Below are 23086 nucleotides of genomic sequence, written 5' to 3' on the forward strand. Positions count from 1 at the left end.
CTCTGGCTCTGGCTCTGGCTCTGGCTCTGGCTCTGGCTCTGGCTCTGGCTCTGGCTCTGGCTCTGGCTCTGGCTCTGCAGGAGTATCGACCTCGGCTTCACTCTTTACAACCTCAGCCTGCACCTCTTTGGTCTCAAAACTCACTCCTTCGTCGGCCGGAGTGGACACCTCCACCTCGACACCCTCAGCCTTTTCCGCCGTAGACGCGGCTTCAGAAAAGTCGTGGTCCTCTTCCTGAACTTCCTTTGTCAAAGAGGCATCGAAAACCTCTTTCTCTTCAGGCTTTGAAAGCTCTTGTTGTCGCTCCTCTTCAGCCAGTCGCTGAGCCCGTTTATATAAATAAACCCCTAAAGCAACTAGCAAAATAATGGCTATATATTTCATTGTCGTCCACCAGTGATTGACCTGAACCCATAATACCTGACTCATTCAGCAATGCGAGTTTCCCGCCACCTTTAAAATAGCTAGATAAAGTAGCGGTTGAAGGAGCCGATATAAGCAATCGGGTTATATTTATTCCATCTGAATATGTACAGATAGTAACCGATATTATTAATCTATTCTCTTGCTTTAAATCAAGTATTTATATCTCTTTTTCAAATAGGTATCAAAATAACGCGAGTTTTGCGGCAATTTACTCCCTGTGACCGAACTTCCATTTCAAAATATTGGGTTTTGATACACTGCATTTTTTTCCGGTTATAGATAATCCAGATGCAAAATATTCTCATCGTAGCCCATGAAAGCCCCTACGGCAGTGAAAAGCTTTTTAATGCCTTACGTATAGCAATAGCGCTCAAAGAGCAGGAAACTGAAGTTATTCAGCTAAAAATATTTCTAATGTCAGATGCCGTCTATGGCGCGGTGAAGAATCAGGTCACACCTGACCTGAGTTATAACATTCAGCAGATGCTGGATATTTTGATCGCACAGAAAGTCCCGGTATCTCTTTGTAAAACCTGCTGTGATGGACGCGGGATCGGCCAGGAACAGCTTATCGAAGAGGCAAAGATTGCTACCTTAACCGAACTGACACAGTGGACACTCGATGCAACTAAGGTCATGCATATTTAGACTTGTATACGATGAAATACTCAAGCGATATCCGACGATGATAGAAACAACTCACAGGCTCACTCCGAGCTTTTTGTGCACATCTTCATACTTTACACATTCAGTTTTGTTTCCTGTTGAGCCAGGCGCTAAAGTACCCTAGTAATTTACTAGGGTATTGGGTGTTTTAAACGTTAATCCAATATTCTTAGTTTAAAGTATCGGTTTAAAATTTAGGTGCCGGAGGACAATGATGGCAGAACATGAACTTCTTAGTGGCAAATTACTGCGTGAGTTCCAAACCATCCAAGCTATGGTTGAGATCTACTGTAAGGCGCACCATCATAGTAAAGCCTCTGAGTGTCCGGATTGTCAGGAGTTTCTCGAGTACGCCCACACCCGGTTAGACAGATGTCCTTATGGGCAGATCAAGCCCACCTGTAATAAATGTCCGGTACATTGCTATAAGCCCCATATGAAGGCAAAGGCAAAAGAGATAATGGTTTTCTCGGGGCCCAAGATGCTTCTGCCCCACCCCATCATGGCTATCAGACACCTGTTTGCAGAGCGCACTCCGGTACCCGAAACTGTACCGGACGCAAGTTCCAATAGGCATATCAGAAAAAACAGACAGAAACAGGACTAGCTAACCCGGGACAATCATCAAACAACCACTCTCATCGCCTATGGTGATAGAGATATTGGCAGCAACATCTGGCAGCCCAGATTTTTCCAGTATGTTCCTTGGATTATTAGTCAGTATCTGGGTCAGTATTCACCCGAAATAAAAGCCAATGCAGTGGTTCCCATTGGAATCTTGTTGATCTTACTCTCCAGCATCTCTCTCGCCAAAAGTAGTGCGGCCAGTGGTGCCAGCGACCTGCTCCCGGCACTGATATTGCGCGGTTTCGGGGTCGGCTTACTTAATCATGGCGTGCTGGAGGCAACCCCTCTTCGTCCTGGCCCCGATCTTCATTATCGGTAAGAAGTGGGCGAATAAATATGGCTGAATTATCGATGCACCATAACTAATATCGATTGGTATAGAGCACATTTTCCGCTTCGATATAACACTGATGGCCGCCTCTTGAAAAGAGGCCGGAGCGGGCTCACGATTTTGGGCCTGCTCCGGGATCCGACAACCACAAGTAACACTACCTTTTTAACTCTTTGCAGCATCACGAAAAATGCTCATTGTCGTAGCAATGAGTGCGAAGATTGCGCTAATGTATTGACCCAATTAGTTATGATACCAATCGGCATATGATTTTACTTCCGGCCTGAGCGTCTGGATTTCAACACCAAAAATAAAAATGAGAGGGATGAAGATGGGAAGGGCAAATAAACTCACCGTACTGGCCGTGATTTCGGCCGGGTTATTTTTAGGTGGTTCATCAAGTGCGTTAGCCTCGCAACGAACTCATCAAATAACCACCGATGATTTTTTCGATATCGGTAGTATGAGTAACGTACAGTTAAGCCCCGATGGTAAACTGGCTGTCTGGCTCGAATCTCGTTGGGATAAGGAGCTGGATAAGTCCCAGCGAGATCTATGGCAGGTTAATACCAAGAGTAAAAAAACGACCCGCTTAACCTTCACCAACGAGAGTGAGTCCAGCCCCAAGTGGAGCAGCGATGGTCAGTATATCTATTATATTGGCAAGGTGACCCATGAAGACAAGAAGGCGCCCTACAACGGCAAGAGTCAGGTCTTTCGTATCAGCAGAGATGGCGGTGATGCCGTCCCCATGACCAAAGAGGTTGAGGGTGTCAGCTCGTTCTCACTAAGCCCCGATGGTAATACCCTTTACTTCCTGGGCAATAAGACGGTTAAAGACAAAGATGAGTGGGCCGCGATGCGCGCCAGTCACGGCGCACCTAAATACGCCCATGGCGAAAGAAAAACCAACCCGCTGTATAAACTCGATCTTGAACACTTCAAGCAGCAACTCATTCTCGATGATGACAAGGTCGTATGGCAGTTCAGTGTCAGCGACGATGGCAGCAAGGTGGCCCGAATTACCACCACAGATAACGAGCTGGTCAACCTCGAAGGTTGGTCCGATATCGAAATCTATAATACCCGCAGTAAAACCAACGAGGTTCTGGAAGATACGGCCTGGCGCGAACAGGCGCCTTCGCCATACGGCTGGTTGCTGGGGCTCGATTGGCACGCCGATAACCAACAGCTCGCCTTTCGTATCGACTTCGATGGTCACCCGGGAAAACTTTTCGTCTCTGACACTGAAACTAAGTCACTGACTGAAGTGGCGCGTACCGCTGATGTGACGCTGAACTCATCCGATATTCACTGGCGCCCGAATAGCGATGAGATCTGTTATCGGGGTGCCGATCATGCCAGGGTAAAACTCTTCTGTACTGAAGTCGAAGACGGCAAGCAGGGAGATACCCGAGCGGTCGTCAATGGCGACGTGGTGATCGGTAGCTACAGCTTCAGCCACGACGGTGAAAAGTTAGCATTTAGCCATAATGGCCTGGATCACTTCCCGGATATGTTTATCGCCGATGCCGACAGCAAACGCGCCAAATTTAAGCGCATCACCAATATCAATCCCCAGGTCGATAGCTGGATCCTACCGCAGATATCTGTCGTAAAATGGAAGGCTCCCGATGGCAGCACAGTGGAAGGGATCTTAGATCTCCCTGCCGGCTACAAGAAAGAGGATGGCCCACTGCCATTGATCGTACAGATCCATGGTGGCCCTACCGCCGCAACACCATACGCCCTGCAACACAGGTCCTACGGCCGCTCTACATTTACCGCAAATGGCTGGGCTCTGCTGTCCCCCAACTATCGTGGCTCGACCGGCTATGGCGATAAGTTCCTCACCGATCTCGTGGGTCAGGAGCATGTCATCGAAGTCAATGACATCATGGCTGGTGTCGATCACCTGATCGACGAAGGTATTGTCGATGGCGATAAGATGGCCGTCATGGGCTGGAGTAACGGTGGCTACCTCACCAATGCCCTGATCAGTACCAATGAGCGTTTCAAGGCGGCAAGCTCAGGTGCCGGAGTGTTCGACCAACGCCTGCAGTGGATGCTTGAAGATACCCCCGGCCATGTGGTCAACTTCATGGAAGGCCTCCCCTGGGAAAAACCCGATGCCTACACCCATGGTTCATCGCTTACCCATGCCGACAAGATCAAAACACCAACCCTTATCCATATCGGTGAGAATGATCAGCGTGTTCCTGTCGGACATGCACAGGGGCTCTATCGCGCACTCAAACATTATCTCAATGTGCCGGTTGAGTTGATCGTATATCCGGGCGAGGGTCATGGACTGAGTAAGTACCAACACAGAAAGGCCAAGATGGAGTGGGACCAAAAATGGTTTAACCACTACGTTTTGGGTCAAGCTATCGATTAACGCCAGGCTCAAGGATTCACTGAACCTAAGCTGACAAACAGATAAAAAAGCGCCATAACCGGCGCTTTTTTCATTTCCGCCCATTCATTTATTTCACTTTGATGCGTATGCTAATTGTACTAAGTTTATTAAAACGGAGTCCCCAATGAAAAAGTTCATCTCAGCCATCTCTATCGCAACCTGTTTTATCGCCACAATTTTCACAGCCCAAGTTGCCGCTGCCGATGACAGTTATTCTGAAACTATCGCAAACTTTAAACAGGCCAGCGATACCCATAGGTTCTTCAACAACGCCTATGGTTACGCCGTATTCCCTACGGTAGGAAAAGGTGGGTTCGGCATCGGCGCCGCCTACGGTAATGGCCGGGTATATAAGGGGCACAAATATACCGGTGATACCAGCCTCTCTCAACTGTCTCTTGGCTTTCAGATTGGCGGTCAGGCCTACAGCGAGATCATCTTCTTTAAAGATGCCAAAGCCTATAACGAGTTTACCAGTGGCAGCTTCGAATTCGGTGCTCAGGCCTCCGCCGTGGCAATAACCATAGGGGCTAACGCCCAGGCCGGAACCACAGGTAACTCCAGCAGTGCAGGTAAGGCCGCGGCAAAAGCGGCCTACATCAACGGCATGGCAGTTTACACCTTAGCCAAGGGCGGCCTGATGTTTGAAGCAGCCCTAGCAGGACAGTCATTTACTTTTGAAGAGAAGTAGAAAGAGAAGTAGAAAGAGAAGGTTCGAGGTTCGAGTTCCGAGAACCTAGGGACTCAAACCTTCTTCTATTTTGTTGTCGGATAACAAGTTTCAAATATCTTTTTAGATTGGGTTCATTGAACTGAATACCTATTGGGTTAGCTTTCTGAAGCCTTTAGCTTCGGATTAATCTATCACCTGCGGCTAGCTGAATGTGCAAACGCTTCTGTGACACGCCGCAAGCACAATCCCTGTGGGCTCTGCGACATCATCCCTGATGTCGAAGGTCACAGCCGCGTTTACACCTGAGTGTTTCTCTCTTCGACTTAAAATATTCTGTTGTAGCTCATTTTTGGGAAAAATAAGCTAAATACTTGGCTCTAGATCATAAAGCTTGGATTAGGAAAAGTATGGTGGCCGGATGTGTAGTAACGTCCAAATCATGGGCTGTCAGGCACGTTTTGGCCGCTAGCGGCCTGTGCCTGAATGTCCCAATGAATTTGTTTGTTAGCTGCTTATCTTCGAAGACTCAAGAATAACTAGTTCAAATCCTTCGGCTTCAATTGCCCATTCGTGCCAAGGAACCGTGTCTTTGAGCCCATTGATTTGAAAAATACCATTTTCAAAAGTGGCATGCATTATTTCATCAAGCGGGAACTCGGGAGTGGTGTTCTCGATTACTTCGCTTGTATGTAAGCAGGTAACAGCGGTTTCACTGCTGACTGCTATGAACCTCATGATGCCGCGCGCTACATGCCAGTCCTGACCTTGCGACTGACAGTGTTTAGCTCCAATGAATGCGCCAGAGATCATAAGAGAAAGCCGATCTTGTGACCTTTCAACTAAATCAATTGAAGCATCATGAAAGCTTAGATTTTCAAATTCACTATCAATCTTCATTTGATGCTCGTATAACAGTTAACGTCTTATTCAATAGCAGCACAATAACCCTCTTGGCTGCTTGTTCAGTTAGATAAAACTATCACCTACAACCCATTGCTGCAAAAGGATTATTTATATTTATTGACGAGAATGATCAGAACGGTCCGGTAAAATAGATGTGTGGAGGGTTTATGAGGTCTACATAAGATTTCACTGGGTTGCACAACAAACTGATATTTAGCGGGTAAAGCCTAATCGTAGAGAGAAACTCTTCTTTTAATATCCAGGTGTAGATACGGCTGTGACCGTCCGTGACAAGGATGTCACGGCCGAGACTATAGGGATATACTCGTGTCGTGTCACAGAAGTAGCTACACATCCCCCGCCGGGCAGGCGTTAGATAACAATGAAAATCAAAGTTATAAACAAACTACCCAATACCAACTCAGCGAGAAGCTAAATCACAAAATGTGATCAGCCTTCATTCGAAGGCCAGCTACTCATGTCCCCAGGGAGTCGGCGGCAGCGCCACGGGCTTAGTCAGATCGAAATCCACCCTGAAATCACGGTTATCCCGGGTCAAACGGTAAGTAAACTCTTCAGGCTTAACGTACATATGCCACACGTTGGTGACTGATACATCTAAGCCATTTTCTCTGAAGTTGTTAATCGAGTAGGCATCAACCGGGAAAGACTGCTCGGTCGCGCTGCCCATATCAGCGGTCATGCCGCCATACATGGTGACCTTGTCTTCACTACCATCTTGATGACGATGATCATGAGCGAGATGCAGACCATATTGAGTCTTAGTGATCACCCAAGTGCGGGAGTGGTCATCCCCCACATGAAATGGCACTTTAAGTACAGTGTCGCTGCACTCACGTACATGCATGATCAGTGATTTTCCGCTAAAGGCAGAGTCGGCGCTGTTACCCGCGGTCACCGTGCCTTGAAACGCCTTACCACAATGTGCGGCTAGATTATCGAAAAAAGTGCTCTGCTCTGAAGTGACAGCCATAGCTGGCAGCGATAGCGCACCGACTGTTAACAGTGCAATCTGTGAGTATTTTATTATTGTCATTATCTTCTCCGTCAATTTGACTATCTGTCTATTCATAAGTCACAACTCAAAGAGACTAGCACAATGAGATAAATTAAAACTGAATACCTTCAGCCCCGAAAACCGGCTCCGATATCAACAGGTTGCAACCCGGGAAGGGAACAGAGAGGAGCAGGCAAAAAAATCCCTCTATAACAAACGTTATAGAGGGCACCAAATAAAGTGATGTGGTTAGATGAACTTGGAATACTTATAAGCAACCTCTGGCGGCACTATCCATTTTGCGTCCCTTCAAGGTCGTTGCCTCAATACAGGTCAACCTGCAATGAGCATGTCGATAATCTAGCCCCCTCAAATGCAAAAGTGAGGGGGCTAGGCTCTCATCTCCTGTTAGGCTTTCTCAACACGCACAGGCACACCGTGACGGCAGTTAGCGCCGGTCCAGTAGTCGTTGAGCATGCTCGCCTTGGTATTACGGGTCGGATCTGACGGTATCATCTGGTTGATCGCGACACCGCCCGCACGCTCCTGAAGACCCGGTACCGACTTGCCGTTGATGACCCGGTTATCGGCACCGAACCCTTGTGAGTGCCCAAAGCCGTGGGAGACACATACCGCGCCCTTAGCTACACCCGAGTCGGTCTGCAACAGACCAACGGCAGGCTTACCGTTTGCCGTTATCAGCTTCACGCTATCGCCGTCGTTTAAGCCCTGCTCACCAGCCGTCTCCTGGTTCATATAGACATAGTTAGTCGGGCTGATCTCGGCAATACGCTTATAGGCTACCGCGTAGTTAGAGCGCACTGTCGCCTTGTAGCTTGAGAACAACAGAGGGTACTCAGACTTGGGCCAATGGCTTTCCCAGGTATCTCCATTCCAGAACTTATGTTCCTGATAGGTGATAGTGCCGGGGTAACGCTCTCCGGAATAGGCGTGGCGCAGGTGAGTAACGGCTTCGTGATAGATCTGCAGACACTTAGCTCCCGCACCCTTGATGAAATCACCGTCATAGCGATCATCCGCCACATAGTAACCGCCTCGTGACAGTAGCGCCTCGACCTGACGCGTTTCGGTTGGGGTTAATCTCGAAGTCAGCGGTTTCATCGCGTAGTCCAGCCCCGCCCACTCTCTGTCCTCGGCCGTGACCTCAGGCAAGCCTTCACATTGAGCCGCCACGTTAGCCAGATATTTAGCATGCCAATCTTCGAAACATAGCAGGTCGGCCTGATGGCCGTCTGCATGAGCGATGGCCCCTTTACCGAAACCGGGTAGCTTCATCTCCAGGGCGATATCGATCAACAGCTGCTCCATACACACATGCTGACCACGTTCATTTTTAACCGTTCTCGGTGTCACCATTGGCGATGCGGCGACGATGCCCAGCATATGTGAGCCCCACATACGATCGGCCGCATACTCCTCCAGCATAGAACGATCCGGAATGAAATAGTCCGCATAGCGGTTGGTTTCATTCATATGGCAATCGATACCGACAATAAGCGGCAGACGCTTAGGATCTGAGATACTCGCAACCACCTCCTGACTGATCGAGGCCGCACTGTATAGGAAGTTGTTGCGCCAGTTGAACAGCACTTTGGCACGATAGGGGTCGGCGTTGGCATGGCTGGTCCACTGCTCAGCTGCATTCATGGCCGGAAGCATCTCATTCCATGGCGTGCTGGCCGGGTAGGGATTTTGTCCCTTGGCAACCTTCTGTTTATATTCGGTTGAAGACTCGTAGGCACCATCTCGGCAAGCGTTGACTACGCCATCTAAGCTGACACCATCGGCAATATTGGCCAGATCGTAGCGCCCCTCCATGCCGCCGATAGGTCCGTTGCCATAGCTCGCGCCGCCTTTGGCGTCGTGTGAACCGACTAAGGTATTCAATGTTGCCCAGATCCACCCCATCACGAAACCGTCAGAGGAGTTAGTACCGCCGTTACCCGCGATGCAGGCCTTGCGACCATAATGACCCAGGTCTTTCGCGACCTGGCGCATATCTTCAATACTGATCCCCGATTGCTCGGCATAGACCTTCATGCTGGTGCGCTGTGCTTCCTCTTTAAGCAGAGAGAGGGAGGAGACCAGCTTAACCTTGCGGCCTTTGCTGTCTTTAACAAGCTTACTGACAAACAGCTCAGCCTTGTCGCCCGACTCGGCGGAAACTAAGGTCTGACTGCCCGACTTGATGATTAGCGCTTCATCGCCACCAAGGCCGAAATCAGCAGCCTTAGCAAAGCCTTTGTAGTTAGGGTGCTTAGGATCCATCACCACCAAGTGACCGGCATTGGTATAGTTAAGCTCGCCCGCTGCCTTAGCCGCCTTCTCACTTGCCCCTTCGAGGTGAACCTTATTGAACCAACCCTCTTCGAGCATGGTACGTATAACGCCGAAGGAGAATGCCGCATCCTGACCCGGTTTAACCGCTAACCACCTGGCGTTGGTATCTGCAGCCACTGTGGTACGCAGCAGTGGATCGACGCACACATATTTGAACTTTCGATCGACCCGGCTATCGGCAAGGCCTCGGCCGACACGGTTAAGGCTGGCACCCGATGATCCGGGGCTGGTCCCCATGAAGAGGCCATATTCGACATTTTCCCAGTCCACATCGTTGAGCCACTCTTCGAAATCAGGCGACATTCCTAAGGCATAGCCGGTCGCCTGCGCCGCGCCACAATAGGCGTGTTTGGTGCCTAGGTTGCTGGTCCCCCATGCCTGCTGCATAAAGCGTGCATAGAAGCTGCCGCGCAATGTATCTTCGGCGCAGAAGGTTGCAAACAGGTGGTTAGCCGCCGTGCCAAACTCAGGGAATCCGGGTTTTGCCTGCTTATCGAGCTGTCGAATCGTCCGTAAGCCCTCAACGTGGCCTTCACCAAACAGATCGCCACCATTTACGATCTCTGACAATGCCTGCTCGTAGCTGATGGTGACCCACTTGCCTTCACCACGCTTGCCTGCACGTTTAAGCACTTGCGTCACACGACGCTCATCATCGACCGAATCGGCACAACTTGCACCTTTGGCACAAGTGGTAGCACGGTTTTCAAGTCCGGCTTCACCGGCCAGAGCGATATAACTCTCCTTTACAGGAGTATCGATCGGCATCGGAGAGCCTGAGTTGTTCTCACAAAAGGGGTTTCCGCCTACCTTCAAAACCTTGTCGCTCTTCTCATCTATGCGTACCCGCAGGCCACAGATGTTGTAGCAGCTAAAGCAGCGTGAATAGGCGGTACGAATACCAGGCGTTCTCTGCCACTGTCCATCACTACCACGCTGACACTCAGGAGGGATCGGGTGACCAAAATGGGCCACATCCTGGCTACGTACGGGTCCACCGGTGTGGCCTTTATCGCCACAGGCTACTGTCGCAGCACCGGCAACAGAAACGATACCCGCCCGGGTTAAAAATTTACGTCTGTCCATCATCTGCTCCTAGCGTTGCCATTCGAGGAAGTTAAGCGACAAGATCTCTTGATCATCTGCCTGCTCGGGTAAACCGATATAAAAAATATTAGGCTGAGTGCCTGACTCAGAGAGCATGGCATACACCTTATTGTCTCTGACTAACTGAGAGACCTTACTCTCTGGGTCATTGAGATCGCCGAAGCTTCTGGCCTCACCGATACAGGTCTCTACGCATGCCGGAAGCAGACCCGCCGACACACGATGAATGCAGAAGTTACATTTTTCAGGCGGCGTTTCTAAGGTTTCATCTTTGCGCCTTGCGCCATATGGACAGGCATCGACACAGAGCTGGCAGTGGATACACTCTTCGTGATCGATAACCACGATGCCATCCTCTTCACGTTTATAGGTCGCCTCGACAGGACAGACATATACGCAGGCAGGGTTATCGCATTGATTACACTGATTAGGTACAGCCAGCGTCGCAAAGCTATCACCCTGCTCGATGCAAGCTTGACTGACACGGGTTCTCCCCCGCCCGGCCTCGGTTTGGTTTTCCATGGCACAGGATACGGTGCAAGATAAACAGCCGGTACAGCGGCGCACATCGAACACCATGGCCAAGCGTTTTCCTGGAGTCTTAGCCTGCAGCTGTGCACTAGGTACGATTGCAAGCATGGCGCCGCCGGCCGCCATTTTTAATATGGAACGTCTATCTAACATACATTTTCCTTAAATATGAGAGTTAAAGCATCAGCCTTTACTCCATACATTTATAGAAGTCTTATTATTAAAATACACGCAACCAGAATTAATATATAACACAAGCGACATTTAAAGAGTCACAATTAAATAAAGATCACATTTAAAAAATAAATCAAAATACTTTGAAATAAAAACAGTATAAGATTTTTATAAAATAAAGAGCTATTCCTGCTTCATATCACATCTAAAAAATAAATATAAAAAAAGTGAAATTTTTTCAAAGTTAACATTTCTGCAGCATATTTAACCATGCGGAGCAAAGGTGTATTTATCGATTTAAAACAGTAGGATAGACTTATATGACACCTTCGTACCAGAAATTTTCAATCTTTACAAACAACGAGTTACAAACATCCAGGAATTAAGCTGTAAATATCGACATCTGAATTTTGCAATTATTAATAACTGCAATTCGGGAGTTGTATCAAAGTTCTAAAAATACCCATATTAAAAGTGTGACATATAACACTGAATACTATCCAACATATATAGATGATACTCACACCAACAAATAACAAGCCATGCACGATGAATAAAATTGATCAACTCAACTACAATCAATTAAAAGTATTTATTGCTATATACGAGCATGGACAAAGTCACCAAGCTGCAAATGAATTAGGAATGACAGCTTCCGGAGTAAGTAGAACATTAAAAATATTGCGAGATATATTTAAAGACTCTCTATTTATCCGCCGCACTTCTGGTTTTATCGCCACAGAGAAAACCCACCAATTAATTCCAATGGCGAAGGCTCTGGTTGCACAATATCAAAAGATTGAGGCACAGCACTCGGTCTTTACTCCTGCCGAATCAGGAGGTCAGTATACCATCCACGCTTACGATGAGTTCGTCTATGCCGTTCAAAAAGTAATACGCAATGACATTCTAGTGGAAGCACCAAACCTGCGCTTCGATGTTCGTGTGCTCACCCATGATTGCAGCACCGAACTTGCCAATGGCGATATGGATTTTGTGGTGGTCTATGAAGGCTTCAACGGCAAGAACCTCAACTACGAGATGTTCGCCGAAACCGACAGCCTATACCTCCTGGTGAACAACGAGCATCCCATTCTCACTCAGGAGCTCACCCTGGAAAATATCTCCAACTACTCCTGTCTCGAGATCGATAATTATGACGACCTGAGCAGCCCCTTGCTGGTAAATCTATGCCGGGAGAAGGGAGTATCTCAGATGGAGGTGGAAGGTTACACCGACAGCCTGGCTTCAGCCATCAGACTCCTCAGCGAGTCAAATGCCATCACCTTGAGCTGCAACCAGTTTACCCGTCAGTTCGTCAAGATGATCCCCAGGATCCAATGCCTGAAACTGCCGGAGGAGCTGGCCCTGCAGTGCCGTATCCGCCGCCGGGAAAACCGTGAAATTGGCAACTACGTCCTGTTCGGTGACACCAATAATTCCGCCGCCTTCAACTGGGTCAAGTCGAAGCTGATCTGCGGCCTGGAGAGAGAGTGGCGACTCGCAAGTGAAGAGTAACTGATTTAACTACGCCGAGGAAAAAGTCCGGTCTCCCTGCAAGTTGACCGCTTTTATTTTCCCGCAATTCCACTTTAACAAGGAGCTTTAAAATATAAACACACAGATGTGAGCAAGAAATGTGAGCAGTAAAAAGCAGGAGATGGTACCTGAAAGCTATGCCTAAAGCCGGTACCACACACTGCTTAAATTATAAAAAATGATCGAACTTTGCAGATGAAAATAAGTAGTGGAAAACACTACCAAGATGGGGAACACATATGAAGATTAACAGACGCACATTCCTGCAGGGAGTCGGAGCCAGCTCCGTTGTTGGCTCCCTGTCAGGCTTGATGCCTGGCATTGCCAATGCAAATGAACGCGGCGCTGCACCGGATAAGTTACTCAAGCGAGAGGGTGAAATTAAATATCACACCTGTGCCCGTAACTGTGCCGATCGCTGTCTATTGAAGTTCAGCGTACAGAACGGCCGTATGACCTACGTTCAGGGTGCCGATGAGCAGGAAAAAACCGGCTCATCTCCCTGTGTGAAGGGTCATACCTATGTACAGTATACCTATGCAGCCGACCGTATCCTGCATCCAATGGAGCGAGTGGGTAAGAAGGGCGAAGGCAAATGGCGTCGTATCTCATGGGATGAAGCCTATGCAAAGATCACCTCTAAGCTAAAAGGGATCGTTGCCGAACACGGCCCTGAAGCGGTACTACCTTATAGCTACTCTGGCCACGAAGGCATGATCGGTAAATATGGCGGACCTTGTCGTTTCTTCAATAAATTAGGGGCAACTAAACTGGATCGTCTGGTGTGTGTATTCGCCGCCTATGAGGGTCTTAAATCTGTTACGGGTACCTGGCGCGGGCCGGATCCGGAAGACAACATCTACACCAACTGCTACATCGCCTGGGGACAGAACGAAACCGCCACTAACGTACACGGTATCAAGTACATTAACCGTGCCCGTGACCGTGGCGCTAAGTTACTCGTGGTTAACCCAATTCGTACTCCACTAGCCTCACAGGCAGATATCTGGCTACAGCCTAAGCCAAGTACAGATACTCACCTGGCCAGCGGTATCATGAAGTATCTGGTCGAGAAAGACTTGGTTGATCATGAGTTTATCAAGAGAAGCACACTAGGCTATGACGAGCTGGTCAAGCGCCTCGATGAGATCAGCTATGATGAGATCGAGAAAGTTACCGGTGTCCCAAGAGAGAAGATGTTCAGATTTGCCAAGGTCTACGGTGAATCAGAACTCTCTGTACTGCGTCTGGGCTATGGCATGCAGCGTAACTATAACGGTGCCCGTATGACTCGTGCTATCGCCATGATGCACGCCATCGCAGGTCAGTTCGAGAAGGTAGGTAACGGCTTTGTTTACGATAACGTCCAAGCCGATGATGGTATGAACTACCCCAAAGGTACCGCATCTCACCTGCGAACCGATGATCATGTTCAGCATGTGAATATGACAGAGATCGCTAAGGCGATTCACCCGACTAACCCTACAGCCTATGGTAAGCCAATCAAGCCTATCAAGGCAGTGATCAACTACAATGGTAACTTCGTAGCGGTAGCACCGGATTCTAACGCCTGTCGTCGCGGGGTAATGCGTGATGACCTATTCCTGGTCGTTCACGACTTCCTGATGACGGATACCGCAGAGCTGGCCGATATTATCGTCCCTGCCGCAACACAGTTTGAGTCTGATGACTACTGCCCGGATTACAACTGCTACTACCAGCAGATCTGTGAAAAAGTGATTGAGCCTCTGGGCGAATCTAAAGACAACTGGACCTTCTTCAAAGAACTTGCTCAGCATATGGGCTTCGATGACCCTGAGTTTAAGGTCGATCACGAACAGATCTTACGTGATTTCCTCGATACCGATGATTACGCCTATGAAGGTATCACTTACGAGAAGATCGCCCGCGAGAAGTTCGTTAAGGTGAACGTGCCTAAGCCATTCTTTGGCGATGGTAAGTACATGACAGAAAGCGGCAAGATTGAGCTCTATTCAGACTACATGAAAAAGCACGGCTTCGACCCTGTGATCGACTTAGGTCTGCCGGAAGATGACATGATCCCTGAGGAGAAGAAACTGCCTTTCCGCATGCTATCTCCTGCGATCCCTCAGCGCGCTAACAGCTCGTTCTACAACGTGAAGTATATGCGTAACTTCCCGGCCTACTTCGCTAAGATCAATACCGAAGATGCCAAAGAGTTAGGCATTAAGAACAACGACAGAGTCAGACTAAGCAACCACAGAGGTGAGGCATTCTTTATCGCTCAGGTTTCCAGTCAGGTGGGTCGTGGCACCCTGATGGCACCGAAGAACAACTGGCGCCGTATGGACCCGCAAGGGAAAGACAGCTGTACCAACAACCTCACCACCGACAGATTAACCGATATGGGCGGCTGCTCTGCCTACCATTCGACTAATGTCGCGCTAGAAAAAGCCTAAGGAGTAAATGATGACTATGAACAAAAGAGTAGGCTTTGTCTTCAGACAAGAGAACTGTGTCGGTTGTGGTGCCTGTACTGTAGCCTGCCAGATCCACAACGAGCTGCCTGAGAACCACAGATTCCGTAAGGTCGATCGCTATGAAGTTGAACGCGAAGATGGTGCCATCGATGTTTGGCTGTCTCACTCATGCATGCACTGTGAAAACCCGGCCTGTTTGATGGTCTGCCCGGCCAAGGCATATCACGTCAGAGACGATGGTATCGTCGTTCTGGACCGCGAGAAATGTACCGGCTGCGGACTTTGTGCCAGCGCCTGTCCATATTCTGCCGTCAGCATCCGTGAAGACGATGGTAAGGCCGACAAGTGCAACATGTGTGTCGAACTTCTCGATCGCGGCATGAAGCCTGCGTGTGTCGCTGGGTGTCCTGTCCAGTGTATTGAAACAGGCAACATCGATGAGGTGCTGAAGAGGCCTTCGGCCAGCAAAGAGGGTGTCGGTTACGGCGATTGCATCACGAAACCTAACATGGTGATTATTAAGGAACGCGCATAATGACAACGCAATATGGTCCGGTGGCAATGGCTTACTTTGCCTATAAATCGATGATTTTCACCCCCTCAGGGACTGAGGCGTTAACCGGCATGATCGCATATCTCGAAGCGAATCGCCCTGACAGCCCTTTGCTCACAGAGGCGAAGAGATTTATCGATGACCCATCGGAACTGGAGTTTGACTTCAACCGCATGTGTATCGGTCCATATAAGCTTCTGGTTGCTCCCTACGAGGGCGTTTATCGTAGCGGCAGCCATGTCATAAACACAGAGGAAACCGTCAGAGTCGCCGAGTTTTATCAGCAGATTGGCCTGATCATCGATGAAAAATTCAATGAACCGGCCGACTTTATCGGTAACGAACTCGAGTTTCTCTACTGTGTTCACGCTTTAGCGAGTGAGCAGAAAGCGGCAGATAATATCGAAGCCTTCGAGGAGCTGACGGCCATGGCCGATGAGTTTCTCACCAAGCATCTCGGCACCTGGATAACCCCCTTCTGTGAAGGGGTCAAAACCCATGCCCAGCAAGCTTTTTGGCGCGAATTTGCTACCGAACTGCACCTTTTTATCACACAGCAAATGCAGTGATGCGTTGACGCTAATTTGAAATAAGTCAACGCACTATGTACCAAGTAAAACGGCAATATCCGTCGATACCTGAATCTACAATCCCCTCAGGTATTTGGCGGGTAGCGCCAAATAGGCGACCATAAGTCGCTAAAGGAGTAATGAATGAACAGAGCAATAAGATTATTTAGTTTTATTGTCATCAGCCTGTTTGTCTCGACGGCAGCAATGGCGGCAGATGTTGCAACACTGCAACCTCAGCAATGGCAAACGATCCAGGAGCATGCTATCCCTGGTGATATCCCTGAACTACGTGGCATGCCTACGCAACCTGAGTTATTGATGCCGGCCTCAATACCGGAAGATGCCGACGAAACTATCTTGGGCTACTTAAGCAACACAGATAGCATCGCATTTTTGGTTTTTGCCAGCCTGTTTGGCGTCATCGCCCTGTTTATCATCTTTATTTTGGTGAACGGTATCTCACGCCTGGATAACGGTTTCTCGGGTAAGATGATCAAACGCTGGTCAGGCTTAAGCATCAGTGTTCACTGGCTTGGCGCGATTGCCTGCATCCTACTGATACTGACAGGCCTGGTCTTAGCCGGCGGTCGAATCTACTTCGAGCCAAGCATGAATGCATCGAGCTGGGCATCACTAGTCGGTCTTTCAAGCAGTTTACATGAGCTGATGGCTTTCCCATTCATCCTGGGCTATATCCTGATGGTACTGATGTGGGCGCCGAAGCAGATCCCTGCAAGCTATGACCTGAAGTGGTTTGCCGTACTGGGTGGCTACCTGAACACAGGTAAGAAGCACCACCCGGATGCCGGCTTTGCCAACGCCGGTGAGAAGCTATGGTTCTGGGTATTTGCACTCTTCGGTGGTCTGATGGTGATCTCAGGCCTGACTATGATGTTCCCTGAAACCTTCGTTGTCACAAAGAATACCGCGAACCTGATGCTGGCGATCCATATCGCTTCAACCATCATCATCAGCGCCTTCTCTGTGGTACACATCTTCATGGCAACTGTCATGTCAGAAGGCGGCATGTCAAACATGACCTCCGGCTACTGTGACGAAAACTGGGCTAAGCAGCACCATAACCTTTGGTTCAAAGAACTTAAGTAAACGGGCTGCTCCCTGATATCAAGTCATGCTCGCCATCACACCTATATGGTGGTGAGCATTCTCAGATAGAGCTCAGGCTCTGACAAAAATCTATTCAGCTTTGCACTGACCGACTCTTACCTAAGAGGATGGCGGCTTAGTACATCCTGAATAATAAAAATTAAGAAGAAAATACGATGAAAACAGTTAAATCAATCGTGGCAATTGCCGTTGGTCTATGTAGCTATAACGCCTATGCCACCGATACACAGTCATTAGAGGAGCGTATCGCTAAACTCGAAAACAGCGCCGCTCCATCCCAGTTTAAAGACAGCCAGCTGAGCCTGTACGGTTCAATCCGTCCAACACTTAGCTATCTGGATGATGATCAGGATAAGACATGGGATGTTCGTGATGCACTGTCTCGCGTAGGCATCAAGGCCAGCACAGAATTTGCCGACGGCTGGAGCGCTATCGCTCAGGGCGAATGGAGTGTGGATATAGCCAACTCGGGTAACTTTGGTAAGGCACGTCAGGCCTATGCCGCTATCGCTTCACCTTACGGACAGGTAGGTATCGGTAAGCAGCGCCCGGCCCAGTATACTCTGGTTGCCGAGTACGTGGATATCTTCAACCATGGCAACAGCCCATACGCATACGACCATGAGAGCCCGTTCTTCGTAGATAACTTCGTGACCTACAAGCTGGTCACGGGTGATTTCACCTGGATGGCGGGTGCACAAGTTGACGGCAACAGCGGTGACACAGGTGCCGATATGGTCAACCTGGGTGTCGGTTACGATATCGACCAGCTGCACATCGGCTTAGGTTATGTCAGCCAAAACACTATGACTGATGCCGGTATCGAAGGCGATGACCAGACTATTGGCGGCGTCGTCGCTTATACCTTCAGCAACGACCTCTATGTCGCTGTCAGCTATCAGGACAAGCAGTATAATTTCGACGCCTTAAACCAGGACCGCAGTGGCAGCACATTAGACAGCGCACTGGCCTACCCGTTTGCTAAAAACTACAAGATTAAACTGGGTTACTTCCAGTTTAAAGATGGCATCGAAGACAACACCTCTGCCGATTATGATGGCTTCAACACCACCCTCGAGTGGAACCCAATCTCAAATGTGCGTGTTCACTTAGAGTATCTCGCCAAGAACTCTGATAACCGCGCCGATGATCAAGCATTGACCTTAGGCTTCAGATACGACTTCAACCTTAACTGGAAAGGCTAAGTCACGACGAACGAGTCAAGAATAGAAGCACATCAACCGAAGAGGCCTACTAGTGGCCTCTTTTCATTCGCGTCACTGTTGTGGAGATAAACCTATGTTAGGATTCAGAAAATCGCTAATAGCGTCAATGGTGACCCTGGTCGCCCTCTGCCTTTTAATCTCAAACTGGCTCTCATATATGGAGTTAAGAGAGAGCACCATAGCCAATACCAATGAGAAGCTAACCAGCGTAGCTAAATATGAATCTAACAAGATCGAGGAGTGGTTTACAGAGAAAGCCAGGTCCATCGATGCACTGGCCACCCACTACCAACGAGGCACCTACGCAGGCAACTATGCCCAGGCAGCCAGACTCGCCACCGATGTCAGCGGCGTCGCCCGAATCTATTTCGGCTTCGATGATGGCAGCGCCTACTCGACGGAAACTAACAGCAAGTGGATAGATGGTAAGGCTATAGCGGAAAAATACGATCCTCGCACCCGCCCCTGGTATCAGCAAGGTAAGGCCACAACAGCCCTTGATGTCACCGACATCTATGTAGATGACGGCACCGGCCACAATGTTATCTCTATCCTGAAGAACCTCGGCGATGGTGTCGTTCTCGGCGATATCGAGCTCACCTTTCTGACTGAGACCGTTAAGGCCGTGGATTACCCCGGCGCGGTAGTGTTAATTACCGATCAAACGGGTAAGGTGCTGGCATCTGAATCCAAGCATCTGGTCTCAGGCACCCACTTCTCCGATTTTGGACTACCCGAGGTCGAACGAAATATGCTGTCACAGGACGAGGTGATGCAGGAATACACCCTGAACGGCGTCGATAAGATAGCGTTTTCCAAGGCGATCGACCTGGTCAACGGCAAGAAGTGGTATCTGCTCATCGGGCTGAAGAAATCTGTCGCCTATGCCGCCGTAGACCAGGCGCTAACAAACGCCATCATCTCATCTCTGATCATGTTGGCACTGGCTATCGGCGTATTACTGGGCGTGTTATACGTGATCTATAAGCCCATTCTATCCCTCAAGGAGATGGTGACAGATCTCTCTAAGGGAAATGGCGATCTAACCCGCAGGCTCGAGGTCAAGAACCTGGATGATCTGGGAGAGATATCCCAGGGCATCAACCAATTTATCGCAAATCTGCAATCTATGATGCTTGAAGTGATGCAGTCATCGACACATATCGGCAACAGCGTGGAGCGCCTCAAGTCAGAGACCGAAGCCAACAGCCATATCCTTGCCGCGCATACCACAGAGACCGAGCAGATCGTCGCCGCTATCGAAGAGATGAGTGCAACCGCCAACGACGTTGCCAGAAACGGGGCGGAAACCGCCTCTTTCACTCAAGTCACCAATAACCAGACGCTGGAATCGAAGGCCGTCGTAGGCCAGGCTACCGACACTGTCGCTCAACTGGTCAGGGAGGTTGAAAACACCTCAGCCAACATTGCCGAGATAGACAGAGATACGGTCAACATCACTCAGGTGTTGAAGGTTATTGGTGAGATTGCCGACCAGACCAACCTGCTGGCACTGAATGCAGCGATTGAAGCAGCCAGAGCCGGAGAGCAGGGCCGGGGATTTGCGGTGGTCGCCGATGAGGTCCGCGCCCTAGCCGCCAGGACTCAGTCGAGCACGGCCGAAATAGAGCTGACCCTCACTAAGCTCACAGAGGCCTCGAATGCGGCCATCACGGCGATGGATGTCACTAAGGCTACCTGTCTGAAAACGGCCGAGACCACCGAGCGGGTCGCATCCGATCTTGATAACATCGGCAGCTCGGTCAATCAGATCAATGACCTCAACACTCAGATAGCCACGGCCGCAGAGGAGCAGAGCTCGGTATCGGGCGAGATCACCCGCAACATGTCAGCCATCAGGGAGATGGTAAATGAGCTCTCCACCAATGGAGAGACCACCAGCTCCGAAACCGTTAACCTGGCAACTGCGAATCATCAACTCAGGTTGATCGTGGAGCAGTTTAAGCTGTCTTAACAGCCCCCCATAACAGGGTCGTCCAGCTTGGGACGACCCTTATCGGATCACCCCACCCGGCTCAATGCCAGTTTCAACTTATCGACAAATCGCCTTAACACCGGCGGCAGTTGCTGCTGATAGGAGTGCAGTGCATACACCTCTCTCGCCTCCCCCCGGTAGTCTGGCAGCACCCGTTGTAACAGGCCGGAATCGAGATCATCTTGTACAAATATTGTAGGCATAAGGCCGATACCGACGCCAGATCGCACACTATTGATCGCACTGATGGAGGTGTTCACCCTCAACTGTCTGTCACTACTGAACAAACAGCTCTCACCATGATGACTTTGCAGCGCAGCGCGCTGCTGCCAGGGAAGCGTGACCAGGTGATGCTCGCCCAAGTCCGCTTCATTAACCGGCCTCTTGGCCAGGTAACCCGGAGAGGCCACCAGAATACTATCTAATCTGCCTATTGAAATCGCATGGTAGCTACTGTCTTTTTGTGGCCCGACCGAGATGGCGATATCCAGATTATTTTGCAACAGATCCAGTCGCTCGTCGGTGAAGGTCAGCTCAGGCGTCAACCTGGGGTACTCATGGCACAGATGCGCGATAATCGGCGTCACCAGTCCGGCTTCGAAAGCATGGGGAGCCGTGATTGCGACTCGACCTGCCGGGGCAAGCTCGTGAGACTTCACCTCCTCCAGCGTCATAGACAAGAGATCGAGCAACTGCTCGCTTCGCTCAGCCAGCTTTTGCCCAACCACAGTTAAGTTTAGCTGCCGTGTGCTTCGATTCAGCAGGCGAACGCCAAGCCCGCTCTCCAGTTGATTCACATACTGGCTAACCGCCGACTTGGTATGCCCCAATGATTCGGCCGCAGCAGTAAAAGAGCCCTGCTTAATCACCTCATCGAATACCAACATCTGATAAGCCAACCGCTTTTGTTCATTTTTATTGAACACTGATTTCACCTTAAGGCTAATTATCACCAAATGAAATAACAATAAACTGCCCGGCATAGGAAAACAAATCGATTAATCAGGAGAAACACTATGAGCCAATCAATTCGACAGTCGGTAATGCAAGCCAGCCAAGGGTGGATAGCCGACTTCAACCAGGGCAACGCTCAGGCCTGCGTCGAGCGTTACCTGCCAGATGCGACCATGCAGGTCTCCCCCTTCGGCCGCTTCGAGGGTATCGATGCCATCGGTAGTTTTTGGAGTGAGTTTGCTAAGAGTGGTCCAGCCCAGCTGGTCTATCGCAATGTTGAGATAAAGGTACTCAACGACAAGCAAGCCATACTGTCTGCCAACTGGTCGATGAATATTGCCAGCGGTTTCATCAGCAAGGAGCTCTGGACGCTGAGTGATGATGGCCAATGGTATCTGCAAGAGGATGATTTTAGCGTACTCACCCAGTTAACGTCCCCGCTCGAGCAGCAAAAACGCACGGCACTGATCCTGGTCGATCTGCAAAATGATTACTTCAGCGAAGGCAGGTTCGAGCTGGAAAATACCGACAAGGCAGCCAAGCAGGCTAAGTCTCTGCTAACACATTTCAGAGCGCAGAAGTTACCTGTCATTCATATTCAGCATATCTTCGAGGATAAGAATGCCCCCTTCTTTGCCCCGGATACCTCAGGCATAGAGATAGAGAGCAGTGTCGCGCCCCTTAAAGGTGAGCCGGTTATCGTCAAACATCATATTGACAGCTTTATCGATACGGCACTGGAGCAGACGCTCGTAGAGTTAGGCATAGAGAAACTGGTGATTGTCGGCGCCATGGCGCAGGCCTGCGTGCAAACCATCTGCCGCAGTGCAACCAACAAGGGATACCTTTGTGAGGTGGTAAGCGACGCAATCGCAGCGCCAAACCTGGGTTTCGGTGAACATGAGTTCAGCGGCGCCGAGCTGGTGGCTGCGAACCTGTTATCGCTCTCATTCGGCGGGGCTGAGATTAACACAGCAGAGCAATGGCTGTCCGCGAACTAATTACCACCACTCAAGTTCAGTAACGTTTGATCAATCAAACCAGGCTGCAGACTTATCTGCGGCCTGCTTCTCCACATCGTCGTCGACGTAGATGCTAACCATGGCCAGAGCCGCAGCCAGCGCGCCGAGGTCATCGGTAAAGCCCACAAAGGGTGTCAGATCGGGAATAGCATCGAGAGGAGCGATAAAGTAGGCCAGGGCACCAAAGATCACTGTCTTGGCCCATTTAGGCGTATCGGGGCGTTGGGCCGCGTAATAGAGACATAAGGCATTGTCTATCACTTCACGGCCCGCTTTCTTAGCGAACTGTTTTACCTTGAGCCAGAATTCATGGTCACTGTAATCTTCACTGCCGGGCTTATTCGGATCACTCATAGCACTCCCCCAATACAAAAAGCTGAAGCAATAACGATAGCATA

19 protein-coding genes and 1 pseudogene are annotated in these 23086 nt (G+C 49.6%); 13 read left to right on the forward strand and 7 right to left on the reverse strand.

Annotated features, from left to right (window positions below; translation table 11 throughout):
• Positions 1-429 (reverse strand): annotated as a pseudogene (locus Q1B47_RS20785) (hypothetical protein); the annotation flags it as partial.
• Between the two features lie 285 nt (positions 430-714).
• Here Q1B47_RS20785 and Q1B47_RS20790 point away from each other — a divergent pair.
• The 5 genes from Q1B47_RS20790 (at position 715) to Q1B47_RS20810 (ending at position 5160) form a co-directional block, all read left to right on the forward strand.
• Positions 715-1074, forward strand: coding sequence for a DsrE family protein (locus tag Q1B47_RS20790; protein WP_299798357.1), 360 nt, complete (start codon positions 715-717; stop codon positions 1072-1074).
• A 232-nt stretch (positions 1075-1306) separates the two neighbouring features.
• On the forward strand, positions 1307-1699 hold the full coding sequence (locus Q1B47_RS20795; RefSeq protein ID WP_299798449.1) for a nitrous oxide-stimulated promoter family protein: 393 nt from the start codon (positions 1307-1309) through the stop codon (positions 1697-1699).
• 174 nt (positions 1700-1873) lie between these two features.
• Positions 1874-2038, forward strand: a complete 165-nt coding sequence (locus Q1B47_RS20800; RefSeq protein WP_299798360.1) for a hypothetical protein — start codon at positions 1874-1876, stop codon at positions 2036-2038.
• Between the two features lie 343 nt (positions 2039-2381).
• Positions 2382-4448 (forward strand): S9 family peptidase, encoded by a 2067-nt coding sequence (locus Q1B47_RS20805; RefSeq protein ID WP_299798363.1) that lies wholly within the window; start codon positions 2382-2384, stop codon positions 4446-4448.
• A gap of 145 nt (positions 4449-4593) precedes the next feature.
• A complete protein-coding gene (locus Q1B47_RS20810) occupies positions 4594-5160 on the forward strand; it encodes a lipid-binding SYLF domain-containing protein (protein WP_299798366.1) in 567 nt (188 codons plus the stop codon).
• Between the two features lie 486 nt (positions 5161-5646).
• Here Q1B47_RS20810 and Q1B47_RS20815 read toward each other — a convergent pair whose 3' ends face one another.
• The 4 genes from Q1B47_RS20815 to Q1B47_RS20830 all read right to left on the reverse strand — a co-directional run bounded on the left by Q1B47_RS20815 (position 5647) and on the right by Q1B47_RS20830 (position 11215).
• On the reverse strand, positions 5647-6039 hold the full coding sequence (locus Q1B47_RS20815) for a hypothetical protein (RefSeq protein WP_299798369.1): 393 nt from the start codon (positions 6037-6039) through the stop codon (positions 5647-5649).
• A 478-nt stretch (positions 6040-6517) separates the two neighbouring features.
• On the reverse strand, positions 6518-7102 hold the full coding sequence (locus Q1B47_RS20820) for a hypothetical protein (RefSeq protein WP_299798372.1): 585 nt from the start codon (positions 7100-7102) through the stop codon (positions 6518-6520).
• A 369-nt stretch (positions 7103-7471) separates the two neighbouring features.
• Positions 7472-10510 carry a molybdopterin-dependent oxidoreductase gene (locus Q1B47_RS20825; protein ID WP_299798375.1) on the reverse strand — a complete coding sequence of 1013 codons (3039 nt, stop codon included), beginning with the start codon at positions 10508-10510 and terminating at the stop codon, positions 7472-7474.
• 9 nt (positions 10511-10519) lie between these two features.
• Positions 10520-11215 (reverse strand): 4Fe-4S dicluster domain-containing protein, encoded by a 696-nt coding sequence (locus Q1B47_RS20830; protein ID WP_299798378.1) that lies wholly within the window; start codon positions 11213-11215, stop codon positions 10520-10522.
• 570 nt (positions 11216-11785) lie between these two features.
• On the opposite strand from Q1B47_RS20830, the gene Q1B47_RS20835 reads away from it, so the two are divergent.
• The 7 genes from Q1B47_RS20835 (at position 11786) to Q1B47_RS20865 (ending at position 20691) form a co-directional block, all read left to right on the forward strand.
• A complete protein-coding gene (locus Q1B47_RS20835) occupies positions 11786-12754 on the forward strand; it encodes a LysR family transcriptional regulator (RefSeq protein WP_299798381.1) in 969 nt (322 codons plus the stop codon).
• Between the two features lie 260 nt (positions 12755-13014).
• Positions 13015-15216: a molybdopterin-dependent oxidoreductase gene (locus tag Q1B47_RS20840; RefSeq protein WP_299798384.1), complete on the forward strand. Its 2202-nt coding sequence runs from the start codon at positions 13015-13017 to the stop codon at positions 15214-15216.
• A 10-nt stretch (positions 15217-15226) separates the two neighbouring features.
• Entirely contained in the window at positions 15227-15772 is a 546-nt protein-coding gene (locus tag Q1B47_RS20845) for a 4Fe-4S dicluster domain-containing protein (RefSeq protein ID WP_299798387.1), read from the forward strand.
• The gene (locus Q1B47_RS20850) at positions 15772-16359 is read left to right on the forward strand and encodes a molecular chaperone (protein ID WP_299798390.1); all 588 of its coding nucleotides are present in this window, start codon (positions 15772-15774) and stop codon (positions 16357-16359) included. The genes Q1B47_RS20845 and Q1B47_RS20850 overlap by 1 nt, the downstream gene beginning before the upstream one ends.
• A 144-nt stretch (positions 16360-16503) precedes the next feature.
• Entirely contained in the window at positions 16504-17469 is a 966-nt protein-coding gene (locus Q1B47_RS20855; protein WP_299798393.1) for a formate dehydrogenase subunit gamma, read from the forward strand.
• A 176-nt stretch (positions 17470-17645) separates the two neighbouring features.
• Positions 17646-18695: a porin gene (locus Q1B47_RS20860; RefSeq protein ID WP_299798396.1), complete on the forward strand. Its 1050-nt coding sequence runs from the start codon at positions 17646-17648 to the stop codon at positions 18693-18695.
• Positions 18696-18789: 94 nt separating this feature from the next.
• The gene (locus Q1B47_RS20865; RefSeq protein WP_299798399.1) at positions 18790-20691 is read left to right on the forward strand and encodes a methyl-accepting chemotaxis protein; all 1902 of its coding nucleotides are present in this window, start codon (positions 18790-18792) and stop codon (positions 20689-20691) included.
• Between the two features lie 47 nt (positions 20692-20738).
• Here Q1B47_RS20865 and Q1B47_RS20870 read toward each other — a convergent pair whose 3' ends face one another.
• Complete coding sequence (locus tag Q1B47_RS20870) at positions 20739-21638, reverse strand: LysR family transcriptional regulator (protein ID WP_299798402.1); 900 nt, start codon at positions 21636-21638, stop codon at positions 20739-20741.
• A 90-nt stretch (positions 21639-21728) separates the two neighbouring features.
• On the opposite strand from Q1B47_RS20870, the gene Q1B47_RS20875 reads away from it, so the two are divergent.
• Complete coding sequence (locus tag Q1B47_RS20875; RefSeq protein WP_299798405.1) at positions 21729-22667, forward strand: isochorismatase family protein; 939 nt, start codon at positions 21729-21731, stop codon at positions 22665-22667.
• 30 nt (positions 22668-22697) lie between these two features.
• Here the strand turns inward: Q1B47_RS20875 and Q1B47_RS20880 are convergent, their stop codons facing one another.
• Positions 22698-23042 carry a YkvA family protein gene (locus Q1B47_RS20880; protein WP_299798409.1) on the reverse strand — a complete coding sequence of 115 codons (345 nt, stop codon included), beginning with the start codon at positions 23040-23042 and terminating at the stop codon, positions 22698-22700.
• Positions 23043-23086: the final 44 nt, after the last annotated feature.

This window comes from uncultured Shewanella sp. (genome assembly GCF_947501225.1).
Classification (GTDB): Bacteria; Pseudomonadota; Gammaproteobacteria; order Enterobacterales; family Shewanellaceae; genus Shewanella.

Coding starts and splice junctions, on each gene's coding strand:
- Q1B47_RS20790 (WP_299798357.1), top strand. CDS start 715: ATGCAAAATATTCTCATCGTAGCCCATGAAAGCCCCTACGGCAGTGAA.
- Q1B47_RS20795 (WP_299798449.1), top strand. CDS start 1,307: ATGGCAGAACATGAACTTCTTAGTGGCAAATTACTGCGTGAGTTCCAA.
- Q1B47_RS20805 (WP_299798363.1), top strand. CDS start 2,382: ATGGGAAGGGCAAATAAACTCACCGTACTGGCCGTGATTTCGGCCGGG.
- Q1B47_RS20810 (WP_299798366.1), top strand. CDS start 4,594: ATGAAAAAGTTCATCTCAGCCATCTCTATCGCAACCTGTTTTATCGCC.
- Q1B47_RS20815 (WP_299798369.1), bottom strand. CDS start 6,039: ATGAAGATTGATAGTGAATTTGAAAATCTAAGCTTTCATGATGCTTCA.
- Q1B47_RS20820 (WP_299798372.1), bottom strand. CDS start 7,102: ATGACAATAATAAAATACTCACAGATTGCACTGTTAACAGTCGGTGCG.
- Q1B47_RS20825 (WP_299798375.1), bottom strand. CDS start 10,510: ATGGACAGACGTAAATTTTTAACCCGGGCGGGTATCGTTTCTGTTGCC.
- Q1B47_RS20830 (WP_299798378.1), bottom strand. CDS start 11,215: ATGTTAGATAGACGTTCCATATTAAAAATGGCGGCCGGCGGCGCCATG.
- Q1B47_RS20835 (WP_299798381.1), top strand. CDS start 11,786: ATGAATAAAATTGATCAACTCAACTACAATCAATTAAAAGTATTTATT.
- Q1B47_RS20840 (WP_299798384.1), top strand. CDS start 13,015: ATGAAGATTAACAGACGCACATTCCTGCAGGGAGTCGGAGCCAGCTCC.
- Q1B47_RS20845 (WP_299798387.1), top strand. CDS start 15,227: ATGACTATGAACAAAAGAGTAGGCTTTGTCTTCAGACAAGAGAACTGT.
- Q1B47_RS20850 (WP_299798390.1), top strand. CDS start 15,772: ATGACAACGCAATATGGTCCGGTGGCAATGGCTTACTTTGCCTATAAA.
- Q1B47_RS20855 (WP_299798393.1), top strand. CDS start 16,504: ATGAACAGAGCAATAAGATTATTTAGTTTTATTGTCATCAGCCTGTTT.
- Q1B47_RS20860 (WP_299798396.1), top strand. CDS start 17,646: ATGAAAACAGTTAAATCAATCGTGGCAATTGCCGTTGGTCTATGTAGC.
- Q1B47_RS20865 (WP_299798399.1), top strand. CDS start 18,790: ATGTTAGGATTCAGAAAATCGCTAATAGCGTCAATGGTGACCCTGGTC.
- Q1B47_RS20875 (WP_299798405.1), top strand. CDS start 21,729: ATGAGCCAATCAATTCGACAGTCGGTAATGCAAGCCAGCCAAGGGTGG.
- Q1B47_RS20880 (WP_299798409.1), bottom strand. CDS start 23,042: ATGAGTGATCCGAATAAGCCCGGCAGTGAAGATTACAGTGACCATGAA.